Here is a 23,785-nt window from a genome sequence, read left to right on the forward strand (position 1 = left end):
CGCACGACGGCCATGGTGTTCGCCACGCCAGGGGTGTTCTTCGGCGCCTGCGCCTCGACCGCCTTCTTCGCGTGCTCGGTGATCTTCGGGTCCAACGTGGTCTCCAGCCGGTACCCGCCGATCTTCAGCTCCTCCAGGTTGAACCCGGACTCGGTCAGGTACTCCACCAGGAACGAGCAGAAGAACCCGTACGACGGCCCCGCCCCGACACAACCTGTCCGCAGCGGGCGAACGGGCTCGTGCAGCCCGAGCGGAGTGGCCTTGTGGCGATCCGCCACGTCCCTGGTCAACTTCTCGCCGGCGACCATCGCGTCGATCACGAGGTTCCTGCGCTGCAACGCCTTGTCCGGCCGTGCCTCCGGATCCAGCGCGGTCGGGCTGTTCACCATGCCCGCGAGCATCGCGGCCTGAGGAACGGTCAGCTTGTCCGGTGTGGTGCCGAAGTAGGCCTGAGCGGCGGCGGCGACACCGAAGATCGTCGAACCGAACGGCACGAGGTCGAGGTACCGCCCGAGGATCTCGTCCTTGCTCAGCGCCGTCTCGAGCCCCACCGCGATGCGCGCCTCCCGGAGCTTGCGGGTGAGGCTCTGCTCCTGAGCGGCGTGTTGCGCGTCCTTGTCGGTACGCGCCAGCACGTGCACCAGGTAGTTCTTGACGTACTGCTGGGTCAGGGTCGACGCTCCCTGCTCCACCGACCCGCTCGCGTTGTTGCGGGCCGCGGCGCGCAGCGTGGCCAGACCGTCGACGCCGTGGTGGTCGTAGAAGCGGCGGTCCTCGATCGCGAGCAACGCGTCCTTCATGTGCGGGGAGATCTTGTCCGGCGGAGTCCGCACCCGGTACTGGTCGTACAGGTACGCGATCGGTGTCCCGTCCTTGTCCGTCACCGTCGTCATCAACGGCGGTTCCGTGTTCAGCATCATCGCCAGAGTGGAGTCCACCTGATCGCTGAGCTTGTTGGACAACGCTCCCATTGTCGCCGTGGCCGGAAAGAGCAACCCGGCGAGCAGCACACCGGCGAGCAGGCAAAGCCCGGCCAGTTTGCCGACACAGGGCACGATCCTCTTGCGATCCACAGACGGGCTCCCCTCGGTCAACGCGGCTTCCGCCGGTTACCCGCCGAATCTGCTTTCAGGCGACCGCATCGAATGAAACCGAGGCCGGGGATTCGTTACCCAGGGTGCTGAGTGGAGGCTTTCTCACTCTCTCGTGTCACCAGACTCGAGTCTGAATTCTCGGACGTGCAGGCAACAGCCGGCGCGCCTGACGTTCCCGGCTCGGGTGCTGCTGATGGGTACGTGCTGTCCGTCGTCGATCGGAGCTCGTTCGAGGCCGGCGTCCCACGTGCGGGCGGCTGTGCAATGCGCGTCGGCGAACGGTTGCCAAAGCTTGTCTGTCTCGACAACAGATTCACGGACGAGCTCGCGGAACTGGGCGTGCACCAATTCCGCATCTCTCTCGTCCTGCGGGCGTGGACACGGAATGTCCAGCCCGACGGACCGGGTGCGGAGCGCCGTGGGGCACGGCGCGACCGGCCCCTTGCCGCCGGGTTCCGGCCAGCCACACCAAGGCGCGATGCCGGAACCCAACCTCATTCGAGGTGAACCATCGACTGTTCGCGCTGAGCCGAGGTTCAGCCTCGGTGCGGTGTCCGCTCCGGGAGGGAACGAGAACCACAGCCAATCCAGCGATGTATCTTGTGATCCGTGGTCCAGGTGTTCATCCAGCCCTCCTACGGAACTCCGGAGGCGCGCAGGCACTGGTCGGAAACACTCGCCAAGACGGTGCTGTTCCGGTCCGCCGGCTTCGCCGAACTGCTGGACCCGGTCGATCTTGCTCGGTTGAACACCGTGCACCAGAGCGGTCGCGCCCGGTTCTGGGGCGCCACGGCTCGGCATGACAAGCGGATGGACAGTCTGGCCACCGGCGATGTGGTGCTGCTCACCGGCCAGAAGCACGTGCTGGCCATCGGAGAGGTCGGCCACGGGTTTCGTGCCCCGGCGTTCGCGCGGAGCCTGTGGCACCCCGACCCAGCGAAATGCTTGTGGAGCAACGTCTACAGCCTCCGCCGCTTCTGGCTTGCGGAGATGCCTTACGAGGAGATCTGGGCGCTACCGGGCTTCAACGCCGGCGATAACTTCATGGGACTTCGCTTTCTCGCTCCGGAGAAGGCTGAGGTAGTCCTGGCGCACACGGCCTCAGTGCGCGAAGTGGCGGCGCCGGCCTGATCGTGCGGTGGGCGGGAGCTGGCTCGGCAGGTGCCGATCTTTGTGTTTAGGCTACTTTTGCGGTTCTTTCCTCCTGCTTTCTCCGAAGAAGTGGTCTGGTGTGATTCCGCCGCGATCTTCGAATATTTGTAACGTTTGAATACGTGAATCAATAATGTGTAACAAGGCGAGCTGTGTGTCCGACGTTCACGGCAGCGAGACATGCGATGCACCTGTTGAACGATGCGGGGTGCGAGTTTCATCTATTTCGACGGGCGGCAACATGATCCGTCTGAAAAATGTGCACAGGAAGAGTAGATCATGAAGGGTAGATCGAGTCAGTGCAGTGTTGAGACTCTCCTCGAGAGGCCGAAGCCTGCGGGATTCAGGCTGTGAAGGGCTCTGCTCGCCGCCGCACCGTCCGACGTGGCGCGATCATCGTCCTGATCGCTGCCGCCGAGCTGGGATCCGCGGGATCAGTGATCGGCGTGGCGGCGTCCGCCGGGCTGAGTCTGACCTCGACGGTGACCGTGTCGATCGAGGGTGCCATGGGCACGTGGACAGCCGCGCCCACCCAGTCCAACGCCGCCGCACCGACGACCGGCACCACCGCGCCGGTTCCGGCGGCACCACCCGATCCAGCTTCGGGCCAGCCGATCGTCACGACCGCGCCGTCCACGTTCGGCACGACACCGTCCACATCGGCCGGTACCACGCCCGTTGGGGCGCCATCCGGTTCCAGTGAGCCGGAACCCGCGACTCCCTGACCGCGGAGGGCGTTCGCGCGTCACCGCCCCGCCCACGTTCGCGACCGGCGTGGCTTTCCGTCACCCGACTGCCTTCCGGTCGCCGGGTTTCTGTCCCACACGAGGAGAATCGCCATGCAAGTCAGCAAGAAAGCCAAGTCCGTGATCGTCATCGCTTCCGTCGCCACGATCCTGGGCGTCAGCGGTTCGGCCGTTGCCTCGTTCGTCCAGGAGAGCACCGCGGACGGCGTGTCAGGTTCGGCTGAGGCGATGGCTCCCGCCACCGTGACCGGCGCGCAGACCGGCACGTTGCTACCCGGCGAAAAGGCCTACGTCACCCTGACCCTGTCCAATCCGAACGCCAACGTGAAGATCAAGCTGATGAGCGTGACCCCCGGCGAGGTCGTGATCGACAGCGTCACCAACCCCGTCGACACGGCCTACTGCCACGGCCAGATCGAACTGTCGGCCGCCGGCGCGGACCCCCTGCTGCCGACATTGGCCGTGAGTGAGGCGAACTTCCCGTACAAGCTCACCGACGCCGTGAAGCTCAAGGACGACACCGACATCCGCTGCCAGGCCATGACCTACCACACCACCTGGACCGCCCAGTTCCAGGCCGTCCGCTAGGGCGTGTCCCGTAAGTCCGTTCGATGAGAGTCACGGTCGAGAGACCCGGAGGCGGTGCCGCCGCAATGCCCTCATACCGGGCGTATTCGGGCTTTGCGGCGGTGCCGCCTCCGGGGCCCTCGGCCGCGACTATCGCGGACGGACTTGCAGGACAGGGCCTAGGCCCGGGAACAACTCCGCCCTGCCTCCGCCGGCACCGTCACCGCCCTTGTCGCCGGTCGCGGTGATGGCGTCGACGCCGGTCCACCGGTGAGGGTGCCGGAGTTCCCGACCCACCAGCACCGCCTACGCCACCGGCACCACCGATGACGATGATGCTGTCCAGCATCAGCCCGAACAGGGTCACCGCGAAGGGGCCAGCGGTGCCCACTGGCCGTTGACCGACTGGCAGGGCGAGGTCGGTGGCACGGTCGTGGCCAAGGAGCGTTGAAGTCGGTGTGGGTCCAGTAATGACCATCTGGTGTGGCTTCTGCATGCGCCGAAGGTCTCCACGTCATCCAGGCTGGCTTCGCCGCTCGTTCAGCTGCCCTTCGACTGATCATCTCCGCTGCGGCCGTGTCGCGGTTCGCTGGTCACGTGACGTGGATGCGCACGCATGAACGTCGGACGTTCGCCTATTTCTCGTCCCGTCGTTCCTGGCTTCAATGCAAGCATGACCACGAGGTCACCAGCAGACCGAGGTGAAGTATGACCATTGCTCATCCGCCGAAGCCGGGGAACGCTCTGTGGGTGTACGCGCACCCGCGCCGTGAATCGCTGAACGACCGTCTCCTGCAAGCCGGGGCCAAGGCCTTGTCGCAGCGGTATGAGGTGACGGTGTCGGATCTCTACGCCCAGGGCTTCGACCCCGTGCTGTCCCGGCGCGACCTGGGGGACCTGTCGGATCGTCCGGGCAACATCGCCGAGCTGGCGGGGGAGGCCTACGCCAGCGGGCAACTGCCTGCCGACGTGCGCGAGGAGCAGGCCAAGCTCGCGGCGGCCGAACTGCTCGTCCTGCAGTTCCCGCTGTGGTGGTACGGGCCGCCGGCGATCCTCAAGGGGTGGTTCGACCGGGTGCTCACCAGCGGGTTCGCCTACGGCGATCTCGACCCCGAACTCGGCGTGCCGCGCCGGTACGGCGATGGCGGGCTGGTCGGGCGCAAGGCGCTGATCGTGGTCACCGCGGGCGAGGACGAGCGCTCCATCGGCCCGCGCGGCATCAGCGGTGACCTCGATTCCCTGCTCTTCCCGATCACCCACGGCGTGCTCTGGTACGTCGGGATCGGGGCACTGGACCTGCACGTCGTCCACGACGCCGATTCGCTCGGTCCTGAAGAGGTCGAACACCAGGTCGAGCGTCTGGTGACCAGGATCGGCGGCGTCGATGACGAACACGCGCGACAGTTCCGGCGACTGCGCGACGGTGACTACGCGAACACGCGCGCACTGCGGGAGGACCTCGCGTCCGGCCGCACCGATCTGGGAATCCATCTGGCTGATCGCGACTGATCCCGGCAACCTCATGTGCCAGCACTGCCAGTACCCGTCATGCACGAGTGCAACGACATGGTGTGCAGAAGCTGTCCTGGGTCTCAGCTGTCCTGCACTCGGCCCGAAGCGGGGACGATCTTGTCCAGAACGGACAGCAGGGTGGCCACGTCGCCGGGGTCCAGCGCGGACAGAGGACTGGACTCCACCGTCGTCCGCATGACCTGTGCACGCACCTGCCGGCCCTTCTCGGTGAGGACGAGCGCGCGGGAACGCCGGTCTCGCGGGTCGGGGACCCGTTGGACGAGACCACGTGTGGCGAGCTGGTCCGCGACGAACGAGAGGTTCGGCGCGTTGCAGTGCAGGCGGTTCGCCACGGTCTTCATCGACGGTGGCTCCTCGTCCGGCTCCAGCGCCCAGAGCGCTTGAGCGGTCGCGGGCGTCAGACCCAGTTCCGCCAGCGGGCCGGTCGCGCCCGCCTCGGTGAGCATGAACACCTCGTGGATGGCGCGGATGGCCGCGACCGCCCCTTGCTCGTCCATGGAGGCAGTCTAGCAACTTGCTTCGAGTCTCGAACTTGTTAAGCTCCGCTCGAAGATACTTCGAGACTCGAACAATTGGGGTGGGTCATGTACTCGTTCAACGGTGTCACCGCGCTGGTCACCGGTGCGTCGAAGGGGCTGGGGCGTGCGTATGCGCTGGAACTGGCGAGGAGGGGTGCCAACCTCGTGCTCGTGGCGCGCACCACGGCCGCGCTGGAGGACGTCGCGGCGCAGGTGAGGGCCACCCACGGGGTGACGGCGGAGGTCGTCGGCGTCGATCTGGTGGACCCGGCCGGTCCCGAGTCGGTCGCCAAGGCTGTGGCCGCCCTCGGTGTCCGGGTCGACCTGCTGGTGAACAACGCCGGTTCGGGCTCGGCCGGCCGGTTCTTCGACCGTCCCTACGAGCAGAGCGCCCGCTCGGTCGCGCTCAACGTCGGCGCGCTGATGGAGCTCACCTACGTGTTCGGTCGCGAGATGGCGGCCAGGGGAGCGGGCGGCATCATCAACGTGGGCTCGACGGCGGCGTTCCAGCCGATGCCCTACCAGGCCAGCTATGCCGCGACGAAGGCGTTCGTCCTGTCGTTCACCGAAGCCGTCGCCGAGGAGCTGCGCGGCTCCGGCGTCCGCGTCATGGCAGCACATCCGGGAGCGACCGACACGGGCTTCTTCGACGGCACCACGGCGACGATGGATCCTCGTGCGACTGATTCACCGGAGTCGGTCGCCGCCCGCACTCTCGACGACTTCGCGCGCGGTCGCACCGCCTCCTACCCCGGCCGCGGGGTGAACCGGTTGTCCACCCTCGTCGCGCGGGTGTTGCCGCGCCGGACGGTCACCACTGCCGTGGCCGCTCTCAACCGCAAGCTCGGTCTCGACGTGGTCACCGACCTGCCCTGATCATCTGCGCGCCTCAAACCCGTTTTGCAGTGTCTGCAAAGGACAGAAGGATTGCGATCATCTGGTTACGTGTCAGACCTTTCGCAACTTCGCTGGGCACCAGGTCGCGGGTCGGGCTCTGGCCAGCGACGCGCAGGGGCGAGGGTGGGGCGTTTCGCGGTGCGTCCGTCTCCGGATGACTTGCCGAGGGCACGCCGCAGGAGCCACGGGCCGGCGAAGCTCACGGCCCAGCGCAGTTCGACTCCAGCACGCCGCCATGGCGAGGGCTTCCGTTGCGGATCAAGGGAATTGGTCAAAAGATCGTAGCTGTCCGGCAGGTCCAGCGCGTGAGCGACGGCCGCGGCGAGGCGGGTGTGGCCGAGCGTGTTGAGGTGCAGCCGGTCCGCGCTCCACAACCGCTGGTCTGTGCATATCGGGTACACCGAAAGGTCCACCAGGGTGACACCGTGTCGGCGGGCGGCCTCCCGCACGCGGGCGTTGAAGTCGTGTGCTCGCCTGGTGAGCCCGCGTGCGGCAGGCACCAGAAGCGCTGGGTCGGGCAGCGTGAAGGCGACGACGCGCGCACCGGCACCGGTCAGCGCCTCGAACATGCTCTCCAGATGTCCGGCCGCGGAGATGGCGTCGAACCGGGGGCGCAGCAGGTCGTTCAACCCCGCCAGCACGGTGACGAGGTCAGGGCGCAGGCTCAGTGCGGTGGGCAGTTGCTCCATGCGGACCTCACCCGCAACTCGTCCCCTGACCGCGAGGTTCGCGTACTGCAGCTGCGGTTGCACCGCCATGAGTCGTTCGGCGAGGCGGTCCGCCCAGCCCCGATACCCGCGGACTTCGTCGCCGTCGTTCATGCCCTCGGTCTGGCTGTCCCCGAGTGCCACGTAACGCAGGTAGGTGCCCGTCACCGCTGTCCTTAGCTCGTAGGTTCAGAAAATCATGTTCTCAGGATCGGGCGGTCGTAGCGCGATTCGCATCGGCCAGGTGGCCCCCGCCTCGCGCCCAGCCGGGGTAGGAGGCGCTGAACCGACGCCGCAACAACGCGACGACTTCGTTAGGCCGTCGCAGGGCACTCGCCGTCCTCTTCGGTGAACCGGCGTGCGACCGTGGCGCCGACCGCGCCACCTCCGATGATCACGTACCTGGTCATGATGCTCCTGAATGGACAGATGACGTTCTCGTCCTAGGAGAACATCGCCGCGCCGATCAGCCGCAACCGTTGGTGTCGAACAACCTGACGCGTGCTGGGGTCCTGCGTTGCGGTCGTCGAGCCGGTAGCCAGCGGACTCCGCGCATGCGTGGAAACGGACCTCCTCGGTGGCAAGCGCGTGCCTGTGCGTTGGTGGCGTCGGCGCTCGACTCGCTCTCGAGCCGCTTCTGCGCTACCCGAATCGGGTGACGCGTGTAACGCATGTCAGGACGTATCGCGACAGGCCGGGCATGCGCATTGCCGTAGCCGCCACTTTGCTGTTGCTGACCGCCGCGTGCTCGAGCACGCCGCCCGCCACCACCGCCGCGGGCACCCCCGCGCCGACCACTGCCGCGCCGATCCAGACGGCACCTGCGGCGACCTCGGCCGCGCCTGCGCCAGCCGCGAAGACCTGCACGGTGCCCAACGTTGTCGGCATGATCCATCAGACGGCGCAGGACACCATGCAGAAGGCTGGTCTGTTCCTCCTGACCGAAGAGGACGCGAGCGGCCAGGGCCGGCTGCTCGTCAACGACCGCAACTGGAAGACCACGAAGCAGAGCGTGACGGCTGGCGAGGTCGTCGACTGCAACACGAAGATCCTGCTGTCCGCCGAGAAGATCGACGGCTGACGACCACCGCTGATGGGTGGGGCCTCTCACGGCACAGAGGTAGACCAACGCCAGTCTACTTGTCCACTGTGGACTTACAGGTGGTCCACGGTGGACTTTTTGGCCATCGTGGGGCCATTTGACTTCGAGGCCCAATAGAATTCTGTTGGGGTATGAACAGGCAAAACGTGCCAATGGGGCCGCCTCCGGAAGATGTCCCGAAAACGGCCCCATCGTCACTCGTCAGCTCTGGTCGTCCCACCACTTCTGGCCAGTCGCACCGAGGGTGGAGATCGGGTCGTAGTAGGGGTAACGCCGGTCCAGCGCCTCGGGATCCTCGAGCTCGATCCCCGTGCGGTAGTTCTTGGTCCAGTAGGAAATGCCCAGCTCGCGGTCATATTCGGCGAGTTGGTGCACCCACCGCTTGCCCACGTACGGGACGTCGCACACGATGCGAGGGGTCGCGTACCCAGGCAGATAGCCCATGATCGCGTGCTGCAGCTCCTGCGCCTCCCACACCGACACCCGCCAGTGCTCGGCGTTGGGGATCATGTCGCACATGATTCAGCGCCATGCCGAGCGTGCCGCTTGACCTGGCTGTTTGTGGTGCTTTGACGCGAGATGATGATCATGGGGCCTCTGTAGGGCCCCTGGACGAGCGATCGAGATTGTGAATTTGAGGTCGCGTACCCGCGAGGAGGCTTTGAGACCGGTGCTCAAGCAGGTGGTGCGAACAGTGTATCTGCGGCAAGCCGGGCTCGCCCATAGCTCGACGGCATGAGGTGTGCGTAGGTCTTCAGCGTGAAGCCCTCGCTTGAGTGGCCGAGGAACACCGACAACTCCTTGATGCTGACGTTCGAGGCGAGCATGTGCGACGCGTACAGGTGTCTCAGGGCGTGCATCCCGTCGTCGCCCTTGATGTAGGGGATTCCGGCGATTGAAAAGGTTGGCTTCCAGATCTGGTTGAGAAACATCGAGCCGCGCCACGCGGTCACGCCACGGTACGGCAGGATGAGCTTTGCTGTCTCCGTCTCCTTGCTGTCGTTCTCTCCCCAAGGAAGTGTGACTTCCACTGAAGGATAAAGGTCGCAGTGGTAGTCGATGTGGTAGAGCGTTCCGTGTGAGATTGGAACGATGCGGGTCTTGTGGCCTTTAGGAAGCTTGAACTTCAGCTTCCCGTTGATGTAAGTAACCTGCAGCCTGCAGTGATAGGTCATGTCCTTGCGGTTGATGTCCTCCCTGTTGAAGGCGAGAGCCTCGCCCTGGCGGAGTCCGAGTCCGCCGCCGATCGGCACCACCACCTGATGTTCTGGCGGAAGGGATTCGTGGATCCCTTGGAGCTTCTCGTCGGTCCAGGGCGTGATCAGTTTCTGTACCGGTTTGGGCGCCGAGATCGTTCCGAGCTTGCACGGATTTCGGTGAATCTTTTCGTCCACGACCGCGGCGTCCAGCATGGCGGACAGGTTGATCCAGACCTGGTACTGGTAGTTCACGGCGATCCCGGAGATGTTGTTCATCCAGGCCAGCCAGTTCCTGATCACGGTTCCATCGAGCGCAACCTCGTTCAGTGACATGTCGCCCATGAACGGGTAGACCTGGCAGGCAAACAGGCTGTCGAGCGAGGCTCGGCTGCGTTCGTCGGGTGACCTGCCGTTCTTGTAGCTCTCCGCGTACTCGCGGACCTTCATGTCCCCGGCTTTGGGCGAGACGTATGTCCTGGTCCTCAGGGAGTTTTCGATCTGGGTCTTGAAGGCCTTGGCTTCTTTGTGCTGCTTGTCAGGGAAGCTCTTGTTGTCCTCCTTCCCTCCGGGAAGCTTCCAGCGCACGCGGTAGCGGTCGCCCTTGCCGTAGCGTGAACTCTTCTCCATCACGGGACGCCCCTTCGCATCCCGGACTACTTCTTTGGTGACCGGATCCTTCTTCTCTTGCCACCAGCGGTCGTCGATGTACGCCATGATGCCTTCTGCAAGTCGAGCTTCGTGAGTGATAGGCGCGCGGCTCGGCGACGGGGAGTGGTCGCTCGATAGCCTTGTTTGCCCAAGGAGAACGCCAGCGTGGCCTGCTGGCGGTTTAACGTGCGCTCAACGCCGCCCGGAGCATTAGGCCGTGGCCAAATGCGGTGGTGTATGAAGCTGGTGGCGCACGAATACCTGACGGTTGAGTGCGGTCAGGTCAGCGGCTCTGCTCGGCTTCACCTGGGGGCTCGTTCGAACCTGAGTGCGTCTCCGAGAACTGTTGGTACAGCTCGGTGGGATAGAGCCTCGTGCGCAGTGCGACTTCCAGGCCGGATATCGACCGCAGATCGGGCAACGTCTGCCCGTCAAGGATCCTCGTCACGGTCGGATGCGTGACGCCGGCCTCTTTGGCGATCGACCGCAGGCTTCCGTTGTGCGCCTGCACCGCAGCTTTCAGTGCCTTGGCGAACGCAACAGCGAAGTGTGCGCTGACGGGAGCGTCGGTGCGGAGCTTGACGTCAGGGAATGTCCCTTCGATCACGTAGGCGGCGGGCGGTTGGTCGCCGCTGCGTCGTGGCACCTGGCCCTCCCGTTGGTGATCGAGCATGTGAGCTCCTCCCATTCTGGCGGTATGCCTCGCGGGCGGCCTTGCGAGGCCACCTCTGGTACATCTACGTACCGATGGTACATAGATGTACCAGTTTTGAGTAGTCTGGTGGTGGGTGGCACCGCGCTGCACGACCGGGGAGGGGCGGCAGGGTTCGACCTTGCTGGGCGTCGCCTTGTCGGTTGAGTTGCATGTGGACTGTCAGCGGCTTGTCGCCGCTGGGTTCGTGTTGTGCTTGGGGTGGCAGTGTGGGCATGCCTGAACGCGGCCGTCGTCGAGTTGGATCCACCTGCGGTGAGGTTCTGGGCCGTCGCAAGTTCCGCACCATTCAGGACGAGCAATGGAAGTCCGACCGTGGATTGGACTGAGTGGGAGGCTCCGCAGTCGCGAATGGATCACCGCGATCGGAGAGCGAGCGCTGTGAAGGTTTTCTGTCAGGATCCGAAGGATCTGGTCGGGATCGTGCCCAGCGGCTAGGGACTCGAGCACCTTGAGTTCCATGGCTCGCTGGTTCGGATGTGACATCGGCGCAACGGTGTGGATTTTCGCAGTGATTTCCATTGCTGCTCTTGCCGTTTCGGTCGTGGCCGCCTCATCGGCATCGGCTGAGTGAGTGCGTGACGGTGGGGACGGGGAGAGGGCTGTGCAGGACGGGTCGGGGGACACAGCTGTGTCGTGGCTGCGGTGGTCAAGCGCGGTCGCCGCTGGGGCGGCATGGGTGCCACAGGTGACGGATTGCCTGGGGTGGCGTAGTGCCGGGGGCGTGCCCTCGTCGTCTGTGGTCCTCGACGAGGGGTCGGCAAGGAGATTTAGGTCAATGGTGTAGCGGTTGCTGCGTCGGCCGCCGCCAGGCTCGATAGCGACAAGGCCTGCCGAACTGAGGCGCTGAAGGAGTCTCTGGACTGTTCGCTTGTTCAGCCTGGTCTTGCGGGCAAGGGTGTCGACGGAAGGCCAGGCATCGGTGCCGAGATCGTTCGCCTGGTCGGCGATCGCCAAAAGCAGCAGAAGCTCGTTGCCTGCCGCGGGAGCGTGCTCCCAGACGAGAGTGACAACCTTGATGCTCATTCTGCTCGATTCGTTGATTGCAGATGGGATCTCGTTGCTTGCTGGCTACTGGTTGGACAGCCACTCTCTGACCAGATGAGGTTCGTATCGAACGTGTTTGCCATACCGCCGCCAGGGCGGTCCTGTGTTCTCGCTGCGCCACTTTTGAAGTGTCTTCTTGGGTATTTTCAGGAACGCCGCGACCTCGTTGGGGTCCCATAGCGGCTCGGCGTACGTCGGTGGCCGAATCGCCGATGTGCCGTTTCCTGGTTGACTCCCGCTTATCGAAGGTGGGTTGTGGCTTGTGTTCACCTGTTGACTCCCATCTCGTCTCTGTTGAGGCCCGAGGTTAGGAGTTGAGGGTCGCCGGCCGCTCGGGCAAACGGAGCGGTTGTTTGGACGAAGTGCGTCGCGTCGGCGTGCGAGTTCATCCGTGTAACGGCCTGAGCCGTGGGTCTCTTGCAGGCGCAAGCGCCGCCACGTCACGGAGTCAATTGCGCTCCGTGGAACGGACGGGTCGAGGGACCGGCGTTGTTGATCATCTAGTAGGCGAAGCGCCAGCTCTCACGATTGCTTCAGTGTTAACCGAAATCAACCCGCCCGTGCCGGAATCGATCCACGCTGTACTAGGACATACCGCCTCGACAGCCCAAACCCTGTTGCTACTACGCCAACTGGTTCGCCAAGCGCATGTCGTTGGCGTCATCGACGGCCCAGCGTGCGAATTGGCAATACGGAGCGTCAGCAGCGCGTGCGAGTCAACGAGGGGCGCATGGCCGGTGTTGTCACCGGTTCGTTTCCGTTGGCCGCTCGCCGGACCCGGCGTGCGACCCTCACCGCGGGCTCGCCGCTCACCCTGCGGGGAGTTGAACCCATCCGGTCGATGCGTGGCCATGGTGACGAGATCACCGCACCGCGCTAGTGGTATCGGGTCGTTGTCACCGAGCCAGGGTCGAACAGCGAGCCAGCCGACAACGTGCGACTGGCAAGCCTCGCGTTATGCGGACACGCGGAGATCGTCGCAAACGTCAGCGCGGCATCGAACATGGACGTCGGCTCCTCGTGCACCTGCTGTTGTTGTCGGCGCAGTTGAGGAAGGGCGCAGGAAGCCGTCGCATAAAGCGCTTCTGTGGCCGCGTCGGATGCACCCTGCCTGCGCAGGACGGCCTTCAGCCACCTGTCTCCCGCTCAGAAGTCCGAAGCAGCCTCTCTGCCTTCGAGCATTCAAGCCGTCGCCTTACCTCCACTGCTGTCGTCGGCCTCGTGGCCACCGTGACAGCTCAGTTCCAATTCACGCTTGTAGAGGAATCAAGATGAGCATCGTCCCCACCACCGACCCTGTTCTTGCGAAACTCGCCGCGTCTGCCGGCGAACAGGTCCGGTTCTCGCGCGGTCAAAAGATTTTCACCCAGGGAGACTCCGGACAGCAGCTCTACATCGTCCACTCAGGCAAGGTGAAGATCGGCCGCTGCACCGCGGAAGGCAGAGAGCACTTGCTGTCGATCTGCGGACCGGCCGACATGTTCGGCGAGCTGTCGGTACTCGACCCAGGACCGCGCGCCGCCACTGCAACTGCGGTGACCGACGTGAGCCTTCTCAGTGTGGATGGCGCGGCGTTGCGAGAGCAGATCAAGGCTCACCCCGAACTAGCGGTGCACATGTTGCGCGTTCTCGCGCGTCGCGTCAGGCGCTCTAACACCAAGGTCGGCGACGTGATCTTCGCGGACGTCCCTGGGCGTGTGGCCAAGACGTTGCTAGAGCTCGCGATGCGTTTCGGCGAGCCGGACAAGTCGGGCACCAAGCTCGATCACGAGCTGTCTCAGCAGGAAATCGCCCAATACATCGGTGCCAGCCGAGAAACCGTCAACAAGGTGCTTTCGCACTTCGCCCACCGCGGCTGGCTGCAAGTCAACTACAAGAGCGCGTTGATCCTCGACCCCGCGCGACTTGCTCGGATTGCCCGCTAGGCCAAGCGCGGCCGAGCAGTCACCAATGACGCCATACGGGCCGCTTGATCAGCTGAGCCGACATCCAGCATCTCATGAGAAGAAGCACCTCAGCAGAACTGAGACCTTGCGCAAGTAGGACCGCCAGCCCGGTGAACCTGACGGCACCCCAACCGAGACCACCTGACGCGCGTTCCTCGCACGCGGGACGTTCCATGCTGGACACCCGCCAGTTCCCGTCGTCAGCGCGTCACCTCAGTGCTCGCACGCACACCGCTGCGCCGCACGCTTCGTCGTCGCCGGTAGTTCACGAGCGCGGTTCTGTGCGACTCGCGCGCTTTCTGACCCCTCCCACCGGCCGCTCGCGCCGCAAGCGATGGTCACTCATCGACCTGCACGGCGTGCACTCACCACCGCGGCTAGCCAACCTGTCCCGCTCGAAGGAGAACCGTCGTGTCGCGCAACCCTTTTCAGGCACAGATCAACCTGGCTCGCCGCGACGCTGAGCACGCTGGACACAGACACGCGCAGCTGTGCGTCGCAGCGGCGGCCATTCCAATTCTGACGCACTTTCCGACCGCGTCGGCCGTCATCATCGGCGTCGACGACTGGGCTGTGCGGCAACGAGGCGCCCGCATACTCGCTGTTCTCAGCTCTCTGGGAACCCTGCTGTGGGTCTTTACGCCTGATGACACTGCTGACGTTGCACATCTGTCGGTGCCCGCCACTTCGAAGCCGGCCAACGTCGGTGTAGCCGCGCAATGGGACCAGCTGTGCGCCGAAGCCGAGGACCTGCTCAGCCAGGCCGTGCGGCACACCTCACCGGAACTGATGCAGTGGCGTCCGGAAGCTGGGGACGCAATCGACGAGTCGGACGCTGATGCGTTCGTGGTCGACCTGCCCACCAGCTTGGCGGTACCGAACCATCGGGCAGCGCAGTCGGACGAGGTGCAGAAGGACAATCCGATCTTGGCGCTGCAGTGCGACTTGAAGGTCGACATCACGGCCAGGCGATGTGTGGTGCGGTGCACTGTCCACCTCACGCAGGACGAGGTCGACGCCGATGATTCCGAGGCGGCCGCGCGTCACTTCTGCTGCGATCGTGGCCGCCGGTGGGTCTTCCTGGTACACCGCACCATCCACAAGGAGACCGAAGGACTGCGGGACCTGAGCCTGACCGAGCTCGCCGCAGAGATCCGTTACTGGCTCGAGGACGACTGCGCAGGCGGTTACGCGCTCGGCAGCGCTGCGGCCGAGGTTCTAACCGTGCGTCGCTACCTCTACGGCTACGCAGAGCACATTCCGTTGGACGTCAACATCAAGGCCCTGTCGCCCACGGCTGCGCTGGTCTGGGTTGCCGATATGGACTGCCCAGGCGTACCTCCTCAAGAGCTCATCGGCTGTGACGCCTACGCCAGCGACGGTGTGACCTACCTGTATACGGTCATCGACCTTGGCGAACCATCCCGTTGAGCTTGCTGACATCGACGTTGTCGCCAGCGCTGAGCACGCGCGTGATGGTGGCGATCGTGATCGGACTGTACGAACGCCCTGCCGCCGTCAGAAACAACCTGCTCGTCCTACCTTCCGGGAGTCTGCAATGAGTTTGAGTGGTCAGCCCACCGACGCTGTCCGCCTGGCAAGGGCCTACCTGTCGCATGCAACGGAGTCTGGCCGCGTCGCGGTGGTCGCCCTGGTTGACGAGGTCGGCCCTGTGGAAGCAGCAAACCGTGTGCGCAGTGGTGATGCCGCTTTGACGGATATCACGTCAGACACCCGCAGCTACCCAGAAGGTCTGGTGCGGCGGCAGCTGGAAAACTTCATGGCCGCTGGCGGCCGATTGGTGATCCCGGAGGACGAGGAGTGGCCCGTAGGGCCGCTCATGGCGCTGTCGGGAACCGAAGCCGGTGTTGCGCATGGTGGTGGACCGCTCGCACTATGGGTTTGCGGGTCTTATCGGTTGGCCGATGTGCTTGGCAACGCGGTCGCCGTGGTCGGATCACGCGCCGCCACAGGGTATGGCGAGCACGTGGCCAGCGAGTTCGGGTACGGCCTGGCCGAACAAGGCGTGACGGTGATTTCTGGTGCTGCGTATGGCATTGACGGCGCGGCTCACCGTGGGGCGATGCAGGCCCAGGGCGTCACGCTCGCGGTTCTGGCGTGCGGCGCCGACGTGGCTTATCCCGCCGGTCACCAGGGCTTGCTGAGCCGGATCGCGCGGGAGGGAATGATCGTCAGCGAGTACCCGCCTGGACAAGTCCCCGCGCGGCATCGCTTCTTGGCCAGAAACAGGATCATTGCAGCACTGAGTGCCGGAACCGTGGTGGTCGAAGCTGGGCGCCGTAGCGGTGCGAAGCACACGGCCAAGGTCGCCGTCGCCCTGGAACGCTCGCTGATGGCGGTACCAGGGCCGATCACCTCGGTCACGTCGTTGGGCTGTCACGAGCTGATGCGCCGCCGCATCGCTACGCCGGTCAGCTCCGTCGCAGAAATTCTTGAGTCAGTGCCGCAACTCGATGCCTCTGATGCGCGACACGCCTGACGCGACGCGCCTAACGGTGTTGGCCGACAACCTGACCCCACCCTGACCGAGCGAAGTTCCTGGAATCAGGGAACCTTCCCGCCAGGCGCGAAACTGATCATATTGCTCAGAGCGAGCTCACGCAGGTCTTTGAATCCACATTGAACTCGCGATCGACCGCGGGTATCGCGGCCCTCGGGGCCGGCCAGCTTCACACAGTACACAGCCCGGTTGCGCTGAGACGTGCCAGTTGCCGCAGTCACCCCACAGGCGCGACCTAACCCTGACGCCTAAAGGCATCCGCCGCGGCACACACGTCAGAGACGGCCGCTTGCGATCCAGCTCTCAGCTGGAGCAACGCATCCGTCCAGCCGCCATGAGCTCCGTGAGGAAGCTCCGGCCCCGCACGAGAAACACCTTCTCTGACGCGTCAGCGTCAGCGCCTCGTCGTATACCCGGCATGGCCGAGTGCCCAGCTGGCCGCAGCGCGGCCCACCGGCACCGTTGAAAGGAAACACGATCAATGACCGACATAGTCCATGTGAACGGCATCGAGGACCTGATCTCGGCGACGCCGTACCTCCTGGGCTTCACGCCCGAAGACTCGCTCGTCGTCGTCGCGCTGCGCGAACGCGATCTCGCGTATGTCATGCGCGTCGACCTGTCGAGCATGAGTGACCTGCACGCCGCAGCGGATGCTTTCTTGCCTACCGCGATCGAGAACACGGTGACCGCAGTGATGTTCCTCGTGGTTTGCCCCCGCGAGGCTCAGCCGGCGGGACCACTGCCGCACAGCGACCTGATCGATGCGTGCGTGGAGGCCTTCACCTCCGTGGGTATCGACGTCGCCGACGCGGCTTGGATCCAGGCATGCCAGGCCAGCGAGGAGTGGCACTCCTACCTCAACAGCGAACGCAGGGGAACCCTGCCGGATCCCTCGAGCACTGTGATCGCGGCTGAAGCCGTCGCTCACGGCCTTGTCACCCATTCAAGCCGAGCCGACCTGGCCGCGACCGTTCGCGCTCCAGCCGCAGAAGATCAAGCTCGCCGCTCCGCGCTCATGCGGGAAGCAGCAGCGGCCAGCGTGAAGTCGCGGGCGGCAGACGTCCAATACATCAAGGACACAATCGCCGGATGGCCTGACCGCAAGACCGCTCTCACTGACGACGAGATCGTGCGACTCGGCCTCGCCCTGTCCGACTCCGAAGTTCTGACCGCGTGCCTGGCCTACGGAGGCGACCCCACCAGCAATCGCGACGCCGAAGCGCTGTGGCGCGAGCTCACACGAGAGTGCCCCACCCCATGGCGCGCAGAGCCAGCTCTCCTGCTGGCGTTCGTTGCATACCAACGCGGCGACGGTGGTTTTGCCTCGATCGCTCTGGAGGAAGTCGAGAAATGCATCCCTGATCACGGCCTGGCCACACTTCTCGGCCACGCGCTCGCGCAAGGAATGCCACCAGCGGTACTGACCAGGCTGGCCGACGAAGCCGCTCGTGACGCCATGCAGGAGATCCTCAACAACAGGCACTGACGGCGGTCAATCAACGGCCGTGAGCGCCACCTCGCTGCAGGGCAGGCGCGTTCGGGTGGCACATCGACGGTGACGCACAGGGCCGTCGAGCCAGCCCGTTCGGCGCACTCAGCTCGCCGCAAAGGCAACTCCGCTGGACCCGAGGCGAGGAGGATCGCAATGCCGATCGACCTGACGACCACGGATGACACGCAGCTCGGTGTCATCAACGGTTTCGAGAGCCAGTTCAACTGGCTCTCCAACTTCCATCCGTCACCGCTCACCTGGGACGGGCACACGTTCGCCACTGCGGAAGCGGCGTTCGCGGCGGGTAAGACACTCGATCCGGCGCTGCGTGCACAGATCGCAGCCGAGGAGAGTCCGTTGAAGGCAAAGCAACTCGGCCGCCGGCTCGCGTTGCGGCCGCAGTGGGACGAGCGCTACCGCCACAACGTCATGGGGGAGGTACTCGCAGCGAAGTTCGCTGAACCGGGACTGCATGCGAAGCTCACGGCGACCGGTGACCGTCTCCTGATTGAACGCAACGACTGGCACGATGACTTCTGGGGCGACTGCTCGTGTCCGCGGCACCGCACCAAGCTGGGTCGTAACATGCTGGGGCTGGCGCTCATGCAGCTGCGGAGCCGCCTCGCCGGGACCGCCGAGGACCACTGGCCCAGGGTGGCGCTGACCGGTCATCGCGACATCCCGTCACAGTGTCTGGAATGGACGCTCTCCGAACTCGCGCGCGTCACCGTGAAACTTCGTGACGGTCACGGCACGAGGATTGCGATCTCCGGCGGGGCCAGGGGATCGGACCTGTGGTGGGCGGACACCGCCGCCGACGCGGGCCTGGCCGTGTGGCTCTATCAACCCTTTCCGCAGCAGCCCGACCGCTGGCCCGCGCAATGGCAGCAGCATCACCAACGAGTCCGCGACCGCGCGGACCGTGTCGCCGTGCTCGGATCGGTGTACCGCACCAGCCTGCTCTTCGACCGCAACGACTGGATGATCCGAGACTCGAACGCTCTCGTTGCAGTGGTCGATCCGCAGCACCGAGGCGGTGGCACCCACGCCGCGGTCACGTCCGCGCTCTACAACACGCCTGTCATCCGCATCGACATTCGAGTACGAGACACCCGCATCATCATGCCCCGATAGCCGACGTAGAACCGGGCGGGCGCCGAGTCTGGTCCGGGCGTGCACCGCTGGGGTGCTCTGCTCCGCCTTCGACTGCTCCGGCTCCGGTGTCCGTGGCAGTCGAGACCGCGGAGCTGCGCTTGCCGAGTCTGTCGCCGTCGACGGCCACGACGGCCGCACCTCCTGATCCGACTCCGCCACCCGCTCCGGTGCCGGTGCCACCCGCGAAGGACGAGAAGCCCGCGTGTGGAGTGGCCCATCCGGAGACGGTCGGGCGGTGGATCGAGCAGGCGTCGGACGCACTGGTGTTCGCTGGCGAAGCCCCGATCGTGGATCGGGAAGCGGCGGTCCGGCTGATCGTCAAATTCGAGTCGTCCGGTGACCCGTGCGCTTACAACGGCGGGGACATCAACGCTCAGAGGGGGACCCCGTCGAAGGGGCTCATTCAGGCGATCGATCCGACGTTCCGGCATACAAGCTGCCCGGCTACGAAGACACGTACCACCCGGTTGACTCGATCCTTGCCGGTGTCCGCTACGCCCGTAGTCGCTACGGTTCCGAGTCTTCGGTACCGGGCGTTCGCAATGTGCGTGCTAGGTACCGGTACGTCGGTTACTAGGGTCCCGGCGGGTTGGGAAGTTGGTCGTTGTTTTTCGGTTCCGGCGGCAGTTGCGGAGCAGGTTCCGGTGGAAGCGCACCTGACCTGAACACGTCCCTGATGGACACTCCGAGCTTGCCGACCAGCTGTGGAACCGTAACCAGCACTTGCTTCACCAGCTCGCCTAGGGCGTGCATGGTGATCTGTTTGTCCTCCGCCGTCCGTGAACCGGGAAGGACGATGACCAGCAAGAGTGCTAGGCCGAGGAAGATCACGCCAAGGACTTGGCAGACGCCATAGAAGAATTCGGGCATGCCTCAAAGTATGCGGGTAGACCGCACCCATCTAAACAAGACTCTAACACGCAAAACCCAGTTTTGGTCTGAAGAGAGGCCGAATGCACGACGCCGTTTGAGGACTTTCATTGAGTTTGCTGGCGACCGGCGCGCGGTGAAGCGCTATTCCAGGTCATTCACTCAAATTCTTCACCCAAATGGATGTGTCGCACATCGCAAGTTACAACTTTTAAGGGGTGAGAGATGTCCCGCGCGAAGGCGAACCCGAGCGGCAACCCGCGAGGCGCGGTCGACGTCGCTCAGGCTCCCGTGGTCCATGACGGACGCGCTCCCCGCGTGCCTTCCTCGCTCGGCTCGACCGGCAAAGAGGTTTGGCGCGAGGTGTGGAAGGCCGGCCAGGGTGCGTACCACCCGCAGACCGACCGCTACGTGATCGAGCGCTATTGCGCGTTGCACGACCGGCGTACCGAGCTGCTCGACGCTATCGACGCGGACGGGCTGATGACGATCGGCAGTACCGGGCAGCCGGTACCGCACCCGCTACCTCGCTACGTCGAGAGCACCGAAAAAGAGAGATGCGCGCTATCGAGTCCACGTTGGGGCTCAACCTGGAGGCGCGCCTTCGACTCGGTATCGCCGCGTCTGCCATTAAGCAAACGACGCTCGCCGACCTCTTGGGAGATGACGACGAAGACGACTACTGACCGGGGGTGAGCCGTTGCGTAGTACGCGGTTCCCTTCGGAGGGTCGTCGAGTTCGGAAGTTCGTCTCACACCTCACGCTCGGCGGTAGCTACCTCGGTAAGCCGTTCCGGTTGCTCGTCTGGCAGAAGCTTGTTATCGACGAGATCTACCGTCTCAACGCGGACGGCTCGCGGAGGCACCGGACCGCAATCCTTGATATCGCGACCTGTGCGCCGATACCCGCGATACCGCACCGGAAGTTGTCTGTGCCGCGAACACCCGCGAACAGGCTCGGCTGCTGTTCCGCGAAGCCGCTCGCATGGTCCGGATGTCGCCCATCCTCCGCGACATGTGCACGGTCCTTCGTGACCGGATCACGTGCCACGCCACGGGCGGAACGTTCTTCACGGTCAGCGCGGACGCCGGTCTTCAGCAGGATCTGAACCCGACGTTCGTCGTCATGGACGAGTACGCACAGGCGAAGAACTCGGGCCTGTTCGACGCAAGCGCGCTGCGCAGGCGGCATGAGCCGCGTGGAGACCGTGGCCACGTGGGCCGACGGGTTCGGCCGCTGGCATGCCCCTGTGCGGTTCGACGCGGCCGGCTACGGGTCGGACGTGATGGCCGCGCACGCCGTGCGGGTGCGGGCTCGTGCCTGCCGCGCGGTTCGCCGGGAGGTGGCCGTGAGTGGTGAGGCTGTTCCGGGCTGGAGGTGCCGGGTTGATGTCGTGGACACGACCTGAACTTGTTCGTGATGCGCTCGCTGACGTTCGCGGAGCGCGTGAGGTAAGCCGGGCCGTGGTGCCCGATGTCGTACCCGTGATGTCTGCCGCGTCACGGGTTCCCTGGGCCGCTCGTTCGCCGCGTCAACCCCCTCCCGCGCGGTGAACGAGCGGCCCTCCCTTGGCTAGAAGGGAAGTACGGTCGTGGCGGATTCGTTCGCACCGCTGTTCACATGGACCACCGGGGTCGGTGAGTTCGGCATGGTGATGCTGTCCGGGCAGCGGGCGGGCAAGCCGTACACCGAGGCGTACGTGTCCCGCTGCGCCGGCGGCAATCGCAGGGCGTTCGCCCTGGTGGACCTGGCGCCAGGCTCGCCGCACGAGTCGTTCGACTACTGGCGCTACCGCGCGACCGGTTGGCGGCCGAACGGGGACACGCCCGCGCAGCAGAAGTATCCCGTTGCCGGTGCGGACATCTGCACGTCCCCGGCAACGGCCCGGTGTGGTCGGTGCTGCCCATCGACGTGGACGGCCGCACGCTGTGCCTGCCGTGCGGCGATGACCGCAGGCGCGCGGAGATGGTGAGCACGGAGCCGGGTGAGCGCACGTACGCGTATCTGTCCAATGAGACCGGCGCGCGGCCGGGTGACCACGGCGTGCGGCGGGCTGCTCGGTTTCGCCAAGCGGTACAACATCGCACGGATGTCCACGCCCACCGGTGGCCGGTACACGCGCCACTACTACGAGGTGCGGGACCTGGCCGGGCAGCCGTGGGCTGCGTTCGGTGCCGGCGCGGGGATGGGTCTGACGCTGATGCGCCTCAAGAACAAGCCCGCGGCCCACGTCGCGTGAGAGGGGTATGTCGTGGGTGCACACCCCTTCTGCTTTCGCCCCGTCGTGGTGGTCGATGCGGTGTGCGGGTTTCTGTCTCGCCCCAACTTGTAAGCCTCGCCAGCAGAGGAATTCGCCGTGTAGCGGCCTGTCCACAAGGGAGCTTTACCTTGCGTACCGACGTCATCTCGACCGATGTGTTCACGTTCGCCGAGTTGTCCCCGGTCGCTCAAGAGCGCGCGGTCGAGATCGTGCGGGAAAAGCTGGGTGGTGTGTGGTGGGACCAGCACGACAACGACAGCGTGGCCGCCGCGATGCTGTACGGCCTGGCGGGTGCGCTCGGCACGCCGTCGCACGGTGACCACTGTGAGGACGACTTTCCCGGTATCGACGGGGTGCGGCTGGACGGTTGGAGCCTGGACCGAGGGCAGTGCATCGCGGTGTCCGGTCACCTCGATCGCGGCAACGCCCCAGTGTTGCCATGGGTGAACGGGATAAGCCACGTGACGCTGACCGGGCGCCGGTCGGACTACACGCTGGTGTGGGTGGAAGACGACGACGAACCGGTGTGCACGTGTGACGAGACTCGTCCGCCGGTGAGGTCGGTTGCCCAATGGCGGACGCGTCGCCCGGACGTAGTGCGTCGGACCGTGCTGCTGATGGTGGCCGCAGCTGCGGAGGCGAACGCGGGTAACAGGCATCCGGATCTGCGGTTCGGGAACATCCTCGAACCGCAGGAGACCGCGCCACCGTGCACGCCGACCTGTCCCACACGGACTTCGCCGCGCGTCACCGCTGAACAGCGCTCGGATCTGGAGCAAGCCGTGCGCGACGCGATCAGCACAGCGTGGACGGCCGGTCGGGACGAGATGGAATACCGAACGGGCGAGGAGTACGCGCGGGACTACGTCGCGCAGAACGACCGGGAATTCACCGCGGACGGCGACATCTACGACTAGCAAGCCCTGCCACAGAAACAAAAAGACCCTGTCGTTTCAGCCTGGAGTGTGCCTGATGGCCGATGTTGTCGACGCGTCGATGTGCGTGGACTGCCGTGTCAATGAAGCCGCGTGGGACTGCGAGCCGCCTAGCCCCGGCTACTTCTCCCGCTGTTCGCGGTGCTCGTTCCTGTCCGGCTACGACCCCCAAGGGCTGGGTCAGCACGTACACGTCACGGCCGCGCGCGGCACGTTCCCGGCGTACCGCACGGCGGTGAACCTGTACCCGCGTTTCGCTGACGGGGTGTTGCAGGGCTGGGAATGCCAGGGCCGTGGCACCGATGAACAGTGCGACTACTTCCAGCCGCTCTACGACCGGTACCGGGTGCAGAAGCACCACGGGGGCACTATCACCGTGTTCGACTTCTTCACCGCCATGCACCACGGCAGCGGCGACATCACCGAACCACTAGCGCATGAGCTGTGCGCGCAACTGAACTACGGCCACCACGGCAACACGAAGACGTGGCCACGATCCACGGCGGACGGCCGGACCGTGTGGGCGTGCTGCCTCTCACTCATCGGTCCGCCGTGCGGGCACCGCACCCAATCCTGAGGTTCACGCCCGCCGCGACCGCGTTCTTCGCCGCCGCCGTCGCCGACACTGCGGCCGTGTTCCTCGCCGCCATCGCCACCGACGAGATCGTCACCGACTGACCA

At 65.2% G+C, this 23,785-nt stretch carries 27 protein-coding genes and 2 pseudogenes; 19 read left to right on the forward strand and 10 right to left on the reverse strand.

The annotated features are described in order from the left end of the window. Positions 1-1,073: transglycosylase domain-containing protein (locus DFR72_RS44500; protein WP_245984098.1), on the reverse strand; the 1,073-nt coding region annotated here is incomplete at its 3' end. A 630-nt stretch (positions 1,074-1,703) separates the two neighbouring features. Here DFR72_RS44500 and DFR72_RS44505 point away from each other — a divergent pair. The 4 genes from DFR72_RS44505 to DFR72_RS44520 all read left to right on the forward strand — a co-directional run bounded on the left by DFR72_RS44505 (position 1,704) and on the right by DFR72_RS44520 (position 5,068). Continuing rightward, on the forward strand, positions 1,704-2,225 hold the full coding sequence (locus DFR72_RS44505) for a hypothetical protein (RefSeq protein WP_090074517.1): 522 nt from the start codon (positions 1,704-1,706) through the stop codon (positions 2,223-2,225). Between the two features lie 371 nt (positions 2,226-2,596). Then, positions 2,597-2,971: a hypothetical protein gene (locus tag DFR72_RS45220; protein ID WP_143087028.1), complete on the forward strand. Its 375-nt coding sequence runs from the start codon at positions 2,597-2,599 to the stop codon at positions 2,969-2,971. 114 nt (positions 2,972-3,085) lie between these two features. Continuing rightward, positions 3,086-3,580, forward strand: a complete 495-nt coding sequence (locus DFR72_RS44515; RefSeq protein ID WP_090074512.1) for a hypothetical protein — start codon at positions 3,086-3,088, stop codon at positions 3,578-3,580. Between the two features lie 687 nt (positions 3,581-4,267). Beyond that, positions 4,268-5,068 (forward strand): NAD(P)H-dependent oxidoreductase, encoded by an 801-nt coding sequence (locus DFR72_RS44520; RefSeq protein ID WP_090074509.1) that lies wholly within the window; start codon positions 4,268-4,270, stop codon positions 5,066-5,068. Positions 5,069-5,151: 83 nt separating this feature from the next. Here the strand turns inward: DFR72_RS44520 and DFR72_RS44525 are convergent, their stop codons facing one another. Beyond that, a complete protein-coding gene (locus DFR72_RS44525; RefSeq protein WP_090074507.1) occupies positions 5,152-5,589 on the reverse strand; it encodes a MarR family winged helix-turn-helix transcriptional regulator in 438 nt (145 codons plus the stop codon). Positions 5,590-5,676: 87 nt separating this feature from the next. On the opposite strand from DFR72_RS44525, the gene DFR72_RS44530 reads away from it, so the two are divergent. Beyond that, positions 5,677-6,486, forward strand: a complete 810-nt coding sequence (locus DFR72_RS44530; protein WP_090074505.1) for an SDR family NAD(P)-dependent oxidoreductase — start codon at positions 5,677-5,679, stop codon at positions 6,484-6,486. Between the two features lie 65 nt (positions 6,487-6,551). Here the strand turns inward: DFR72_RS44530 and DFR72_RS44535 are convergent, their stop codons facing one another. Both DFR72_RS44535 and DFR72_RS44540 read right to left on the reverse strand, forming a co-directional pair. After that, the gene (locus DFR72_RS44535) at positions 6,552-7,382 is read right to left on the reverse strand and encodes an SGNH/GDSL hydrolase family protein (RefSeq protein WP_211335815.1); all 831 of its coding nucleotides are present in this window, start codon (positions 7,380-7,382) and stop codon (positions 6,552-6,554) included. Positions 7,383-7,856: 474 nt separating this feature from the next. After that, entirely contained in the window at positions 7,857-8,081 is a 225-nt protein-coding gene (locus DFR72_RS44540) for a hypothetical protein (protein WP_090074502.1), read from the reverse strand. A 19-nt stretch (positions 8,082-8,100) separates the two neighbouring features. On the opposite strand from DFR72_RS44540, the gene DFR72_RS44545 reads away from it, so the two are divergent. Then, entirely contained in the window at positions 8,101-8,295 is a 195-nt protein-coding gene (locus tag DFR72_RS44545) for a hypothetical protein (protein ID WP_090074522.1), read from the forward strand. A 222-nt stretch (positions 8,296-8,517) separates the two neighbouring features. Here the strand turns inward: DFR72_RS44545 and DFR72_RS44550 are convergent. The 5 genes and pseudogenes from DFR72_RS44550 to DFR72_RS47810 form a co-directional block, all read right to left on the reverse strand. Then, positions 8,518-8,835: pseudogene (locus tag DFR72_RS44550) on the reverse strand (lysine 2,3-aminomutase); the annotation flags it as partial. A 155-nt stretch (positions 8,836-8,990) separates the two neighbouring features. Continuing rightward, positions 8,991-10,229 carry a tyrosine-type recombinase/integrase gene (locus tag DFR72_RS44555; RefSeq protein WP_090074498.1) on the reverse strand — a complete coding sequence of 413 codons (1,239 nt, stop codon included), beginning with the start codon at positions 10,227-10,229 and terminating at the stop codon, positions 8,991-8,993. A gap of 217 nt (positions 10,230-10,446) precedes the next feature. Beyond that, complete coding sequence (locus DFR72_RS44560) at positions 10,447-10,836, reverse strand: helix-turn-helix domain-containing protein (RefSeq protein WP_090074495.1); 390 nt, start codon at positions 10,834-10,836, stop codon at positions 10,447-10,449. 201 nt (positions 10,837-11,037) lie between these two features. After that, entirely contained in the window at positions 11,038-11,901 is an 864-nt protein-coding gene (locus DFR72_RS48040; protein WP_090074493.1) for a helix-turn-helix domain-containing protein, read from the reverse strand. A gap of 45 nt (positions 11,902-11,946) precedes the next feature. Next, a complete protein-coding gene (locus DFR72_RS47810) occupies positions 11,947-12,366 on the reverse strand; it encodes a helix-turn-helix domain-containing protein (RefSeq protein ID WP_342768735.1) in 420 nt (139 codons plus the stop codon). An 827-nt stretch (positions 12,367-13,193) separates the two neighbouring features. Here DFR72_RS47810 and DFR72_RS44575 point away from each other — a divergent pair. The 5 genes from DFR72_RS44575 to DFR72_RS44595 all read left to right on the forward strand — a co-directional run bounded on the left by DFR72_RS44575 (position 13,194) and on the right by DFR72_RS44595 (position 19,018). Further along, on the forward strand, positions 13,194-13,847 hold the full coding sequence (locus tag DFR72_RS44575; RefSeq protein WP_090074491.1) for a Crp/Fnr family transcriptional regulator: 654 nt from the start codon (positions 13,194-13,196) through the stop codon (positions 13,845-13,847). Between the two features lie 432 nt (positions 13,848-14,279). Next, positions 14,280-15,299, forward strand: a complete 1,020-nt coding sequence (locus DFR72_RS44580; protein ID WP_090074489.1) for a hypothetical protein — start codon at positions 14,280-14,282, stop codon at positions 15,297-15,299. 127 nt (positions 15,300-15,426) lie between these two features. Continuing rightward, positions 15,427-16,368 carry a DNA-processing protein DprA gene (gene dprA, locus DFR72_RS44585; RefSeq protein ID WP_090074487.1) on the forward strand — a complete coding sequence of 314 codons (942 nt, stop codon included), beginning with the start codon at positions 15,427-15,429 and terminating at the stop codon, positions 16,366-16,368. A gap of 502 nt (positions 16,369-16,870) precedes the next feature. Further along, positions 16,871-17,878, forward strand: coding sequence for a DUF4192 domain-containing protein (locus DFR72_RS44590; protein WP_090074485.1), 1,008 nt, complete (start codon positions 16,871-16,873; stop codon positions 17,876-17,878). Between the two features lie 159 nt (positions 17,879-18,037). Next, positions 18,038-19,018, forward strand: a complete 981-nt coding sequence (locus tag DFR72_RS44595) for a riboflavin biosynthesis intermediates N-glycosidase (protein ID WP_090074482.1) — start codon at positions 18,038-18,040, stop codon at positions 19,016-19,018. 594 nt (positions 19,019-19,612) lie between these two features. Here the strand turns inward: DFR72_RS44595 and DFR72_RS44600 are convergent. Next, the gene (locus DFR72_RS44600) at positions 19,613-19,909 is read right to left on the reverse strand and encodes a hypothetical protein (protein WP_143087027.1); all 297 of its coding nucleotides are present in this window, start codon (positions 19,907-19,909) and stop codon (positions 19,613-19,615) included. A gap of 225 nt (positions 19,910-20,134) precedes the next feature. Here DFR72_RS44600 and DFR72_RS44605 point away from each other — a divergent pair, with 225 nt between their 5' ends. From DFR72_RS44605 to DFR72_RS47660, 8 genes and pseudogenes are all read left to right on the forward strand, one after another. After that, on the forward strand, positions 20,135-20,605 hold the full coding sequence (locus tag DFR72_RS44605) for a phage terminase small subunit P27 family (protein ID WP_211335817.1): 471 nt from the start codon (positions 20,135-20,137) through the stop codon (positions 20,603-20,605). A gap of 195 nt (positions 20,606-20,800) precedes the next feature. Further along, positions 20,801-21,052, forward strand: a pseudogene (locus tag DFR72_RS48045) (terminase large subunit domain-containing protein); the annotation flags it as partial. Positions 21,053-21,098: 46 nt separating this feature from the next. Then, complete coding sequence (locus tag DFR72_RS47400; RefSeq protein ID WP_090074477.1) at positions 21,099-21,317, forward strand: hypothetical protein; 219 nt, start codon at positions 21,099-21,101, stop codon at positions 21,315-21,317. Between the two features lie 183 nt (positions 21,318-21,500). Continuing rightward, positions 21,501-21,881: a hypothetical protein gene (locus DFR72_RS44615; RefSeq protein WP_090074475.1), complete on the forward strand. Its 381-nt coding sequence runs from the start codon at positions 21,501-21,503 to the stop codon at positions 21,879-21,881. A 39-nt stretch (positions 21,882-21,920) separates the two neighbouring features. Then, positions 21,921-22,148, forward strand: a complete 228-nt coding sequence (locus tag DFR72_RS44620) for a hypothetical protein (protein ID WP_143087026.1) — start codon at positions 21,921-21,923, stop codon at positions 22,146-22,148. Between the two features lie 62 nt (positions 22,149-22,210). Further along, positions 22,211-23,086 carry a hypothetical protein gene (locus DFR72_RS44625; protein ID WP_143087025.1) on the forward strand — a complete coding sequence of 292 codons (876 nt, stop codon included), beginning with the start codon at positions 22,211-22,213 and terminating at the stop codon, positions 23,084-23,086. A gap of 55 nt (positions 23,087-23,141) precedes the next feature. Further along, positions 23,142-23,681, forward strand: a complete 540-nt coding sequence (locus tag DFR72_RS44630) for a hypothetical protein (protein ID WP_090074468.1) — start codon at positions 23,142-23,144, stop codon at positions 23,679-23,681. After that, a complete protein-coding gene (locus DFR72_RS47660; RefSeq protein WP_256241162.1) occupies positions 23,657-23,782 on the forward strand; it encodes a hypothetical protein in 126 nt (41 codons plus the stop codon). The genes DFR72_RS44630 and DFR72_RS47660 overlap by 25 nt, the downstream gene beginning before the upstream one ends. Positions 23,783-23,785: the final 3 nt, after the last annotated feature.

The sequence above is a fragment of the Lentzea flaviverrucosa genome (genome assembly GCF_003350445.1).
Taxonomy (GTDB): domain Bacteria; phylum Actinomycetota; class Actinomycetes; order Mycobacteriales; family Pseudonocardiaceae; genus Lentzea; species Lentzea californiensis.

Bases quoted from the DNA above. Each gene is read 5' to 3' on its own strand.
- dprA (WP_090074487.1), top strand. From the start codon at position 15,427: ATGAGTTTGAGTGGTCAGCCCACCGACGCTGTCCGCCTGGCAAGGGCC.
- DFR72_RS44600 (WP_143087027.1), bottom strand. From the start codon at position 19,909: ATGCCCGAATTCTTCTATGGCGTCTGCCAAGTCCTTGGCGTGATCTTC.
- DFR72_RS44555 (WP_090074498.1), bottom strand. From the start codon at position 10,229: ATGGCGTACATCGACGACCGCTGGTGGCAAGAGAAGAAGGATCCGGTC.
- DFR72_RS44620 (WP_143087026.1), top strand. From the start codon at position 21,921: ATGAGACCGGCGCGCGGCCGGGTGACCACGGCGTGCGGCGGGCTGCTC.
- DFR72_RS44525 (WP_090074507.1), bottom strand. From the start codon at position 5,589: ATGGACGAGCAAGGGGCGGTCGCGGCCATCCGCGCCATCCACGAGGTG.
- DFR72_RS48040 (WP_090074493.1), bottom strand. From the start codon at position 11,901: ATGAGCATCAAGGTTGTCACTCTCGTCTGGGAGCACGCTCCCGCGGCA.
- DFR72_RS44575 (WP_090074491.1), top strand. From the start codon at position 13,194: ATGAGCATCGTCCCCACCACCGACCCTGTTCTTGCGAAACTCGCCGCG.
- DFR72_RS44560 (WP_090074495.1), bottom strand. From the start codon at position 10,836: ATGCTCGATCACCAACGGGAGGGCCAGGTGCCACGACGCAGCGGCGAC.
- DFR72_RS47400 (WP_090074477.1), top strand. From the start codon at position 21,099: ATGAGCCGCGTGGAGACCGTGGCCACGTGGGCCGACGGGTTCGGCCGC.
- DFR72_RS44595 (WP_090074482.1), top strand. From the start codon at position 18,038: ATGCCGATCGACCTGACGACCACGGATGACACGCAGCTCGGTGTCATC.
- DFR72_RS44630 (WP_090074468.1), top strand. From the start codon at position 23,142: ATGGCCGATGTTGTCGACGCGTCGATGTGCGTGGACTGCCGTGTCAAT.
- DFR72_RS44515 (WP_090074512.1), top strand. From the start codon at position 3,086: ATGCAAGTCAGCAAGAAAGCCAAGTCCGTGATCGTCATCGCTTCCGTC.
- DFR72_RS44545 (WP_090074522.1), top strand. From the start codon at position 8,101: ATGATCCATCAGACGGCGCAGGACACCATGCAGAAGGCTGGTCTGTTC.
- DFR72_RS44590 (WP_090074485.1), top strand. From the start codon at position 16,871: ATGACCGACATAGTCCATGTGAACGGCATCGAGGACCTGATCTCGGCG.
- DFR72_RS44605 (WP_211335817.1), top strand. From the start codon at position 20,135: ATGTCCCGCGCGAAGGCGAACCCGAGCGGCAACCCGCGAGGCGCGGTC.
- DFR72_RS44520 (WP_090074509.1), top strand. From the start codon at position 4,268: ATGACCATTGCTCATCCGCCGAAGCCGGGGAACGCTCTGTGGGTGTAC.
- DFR72_RS44530 (WP_090074505.1), top strand. From the start codon at position 5,677: ATGTACTCGTTCAACGGTGTCACCGCGCTGGTCACCGGTGCGTCGAAG.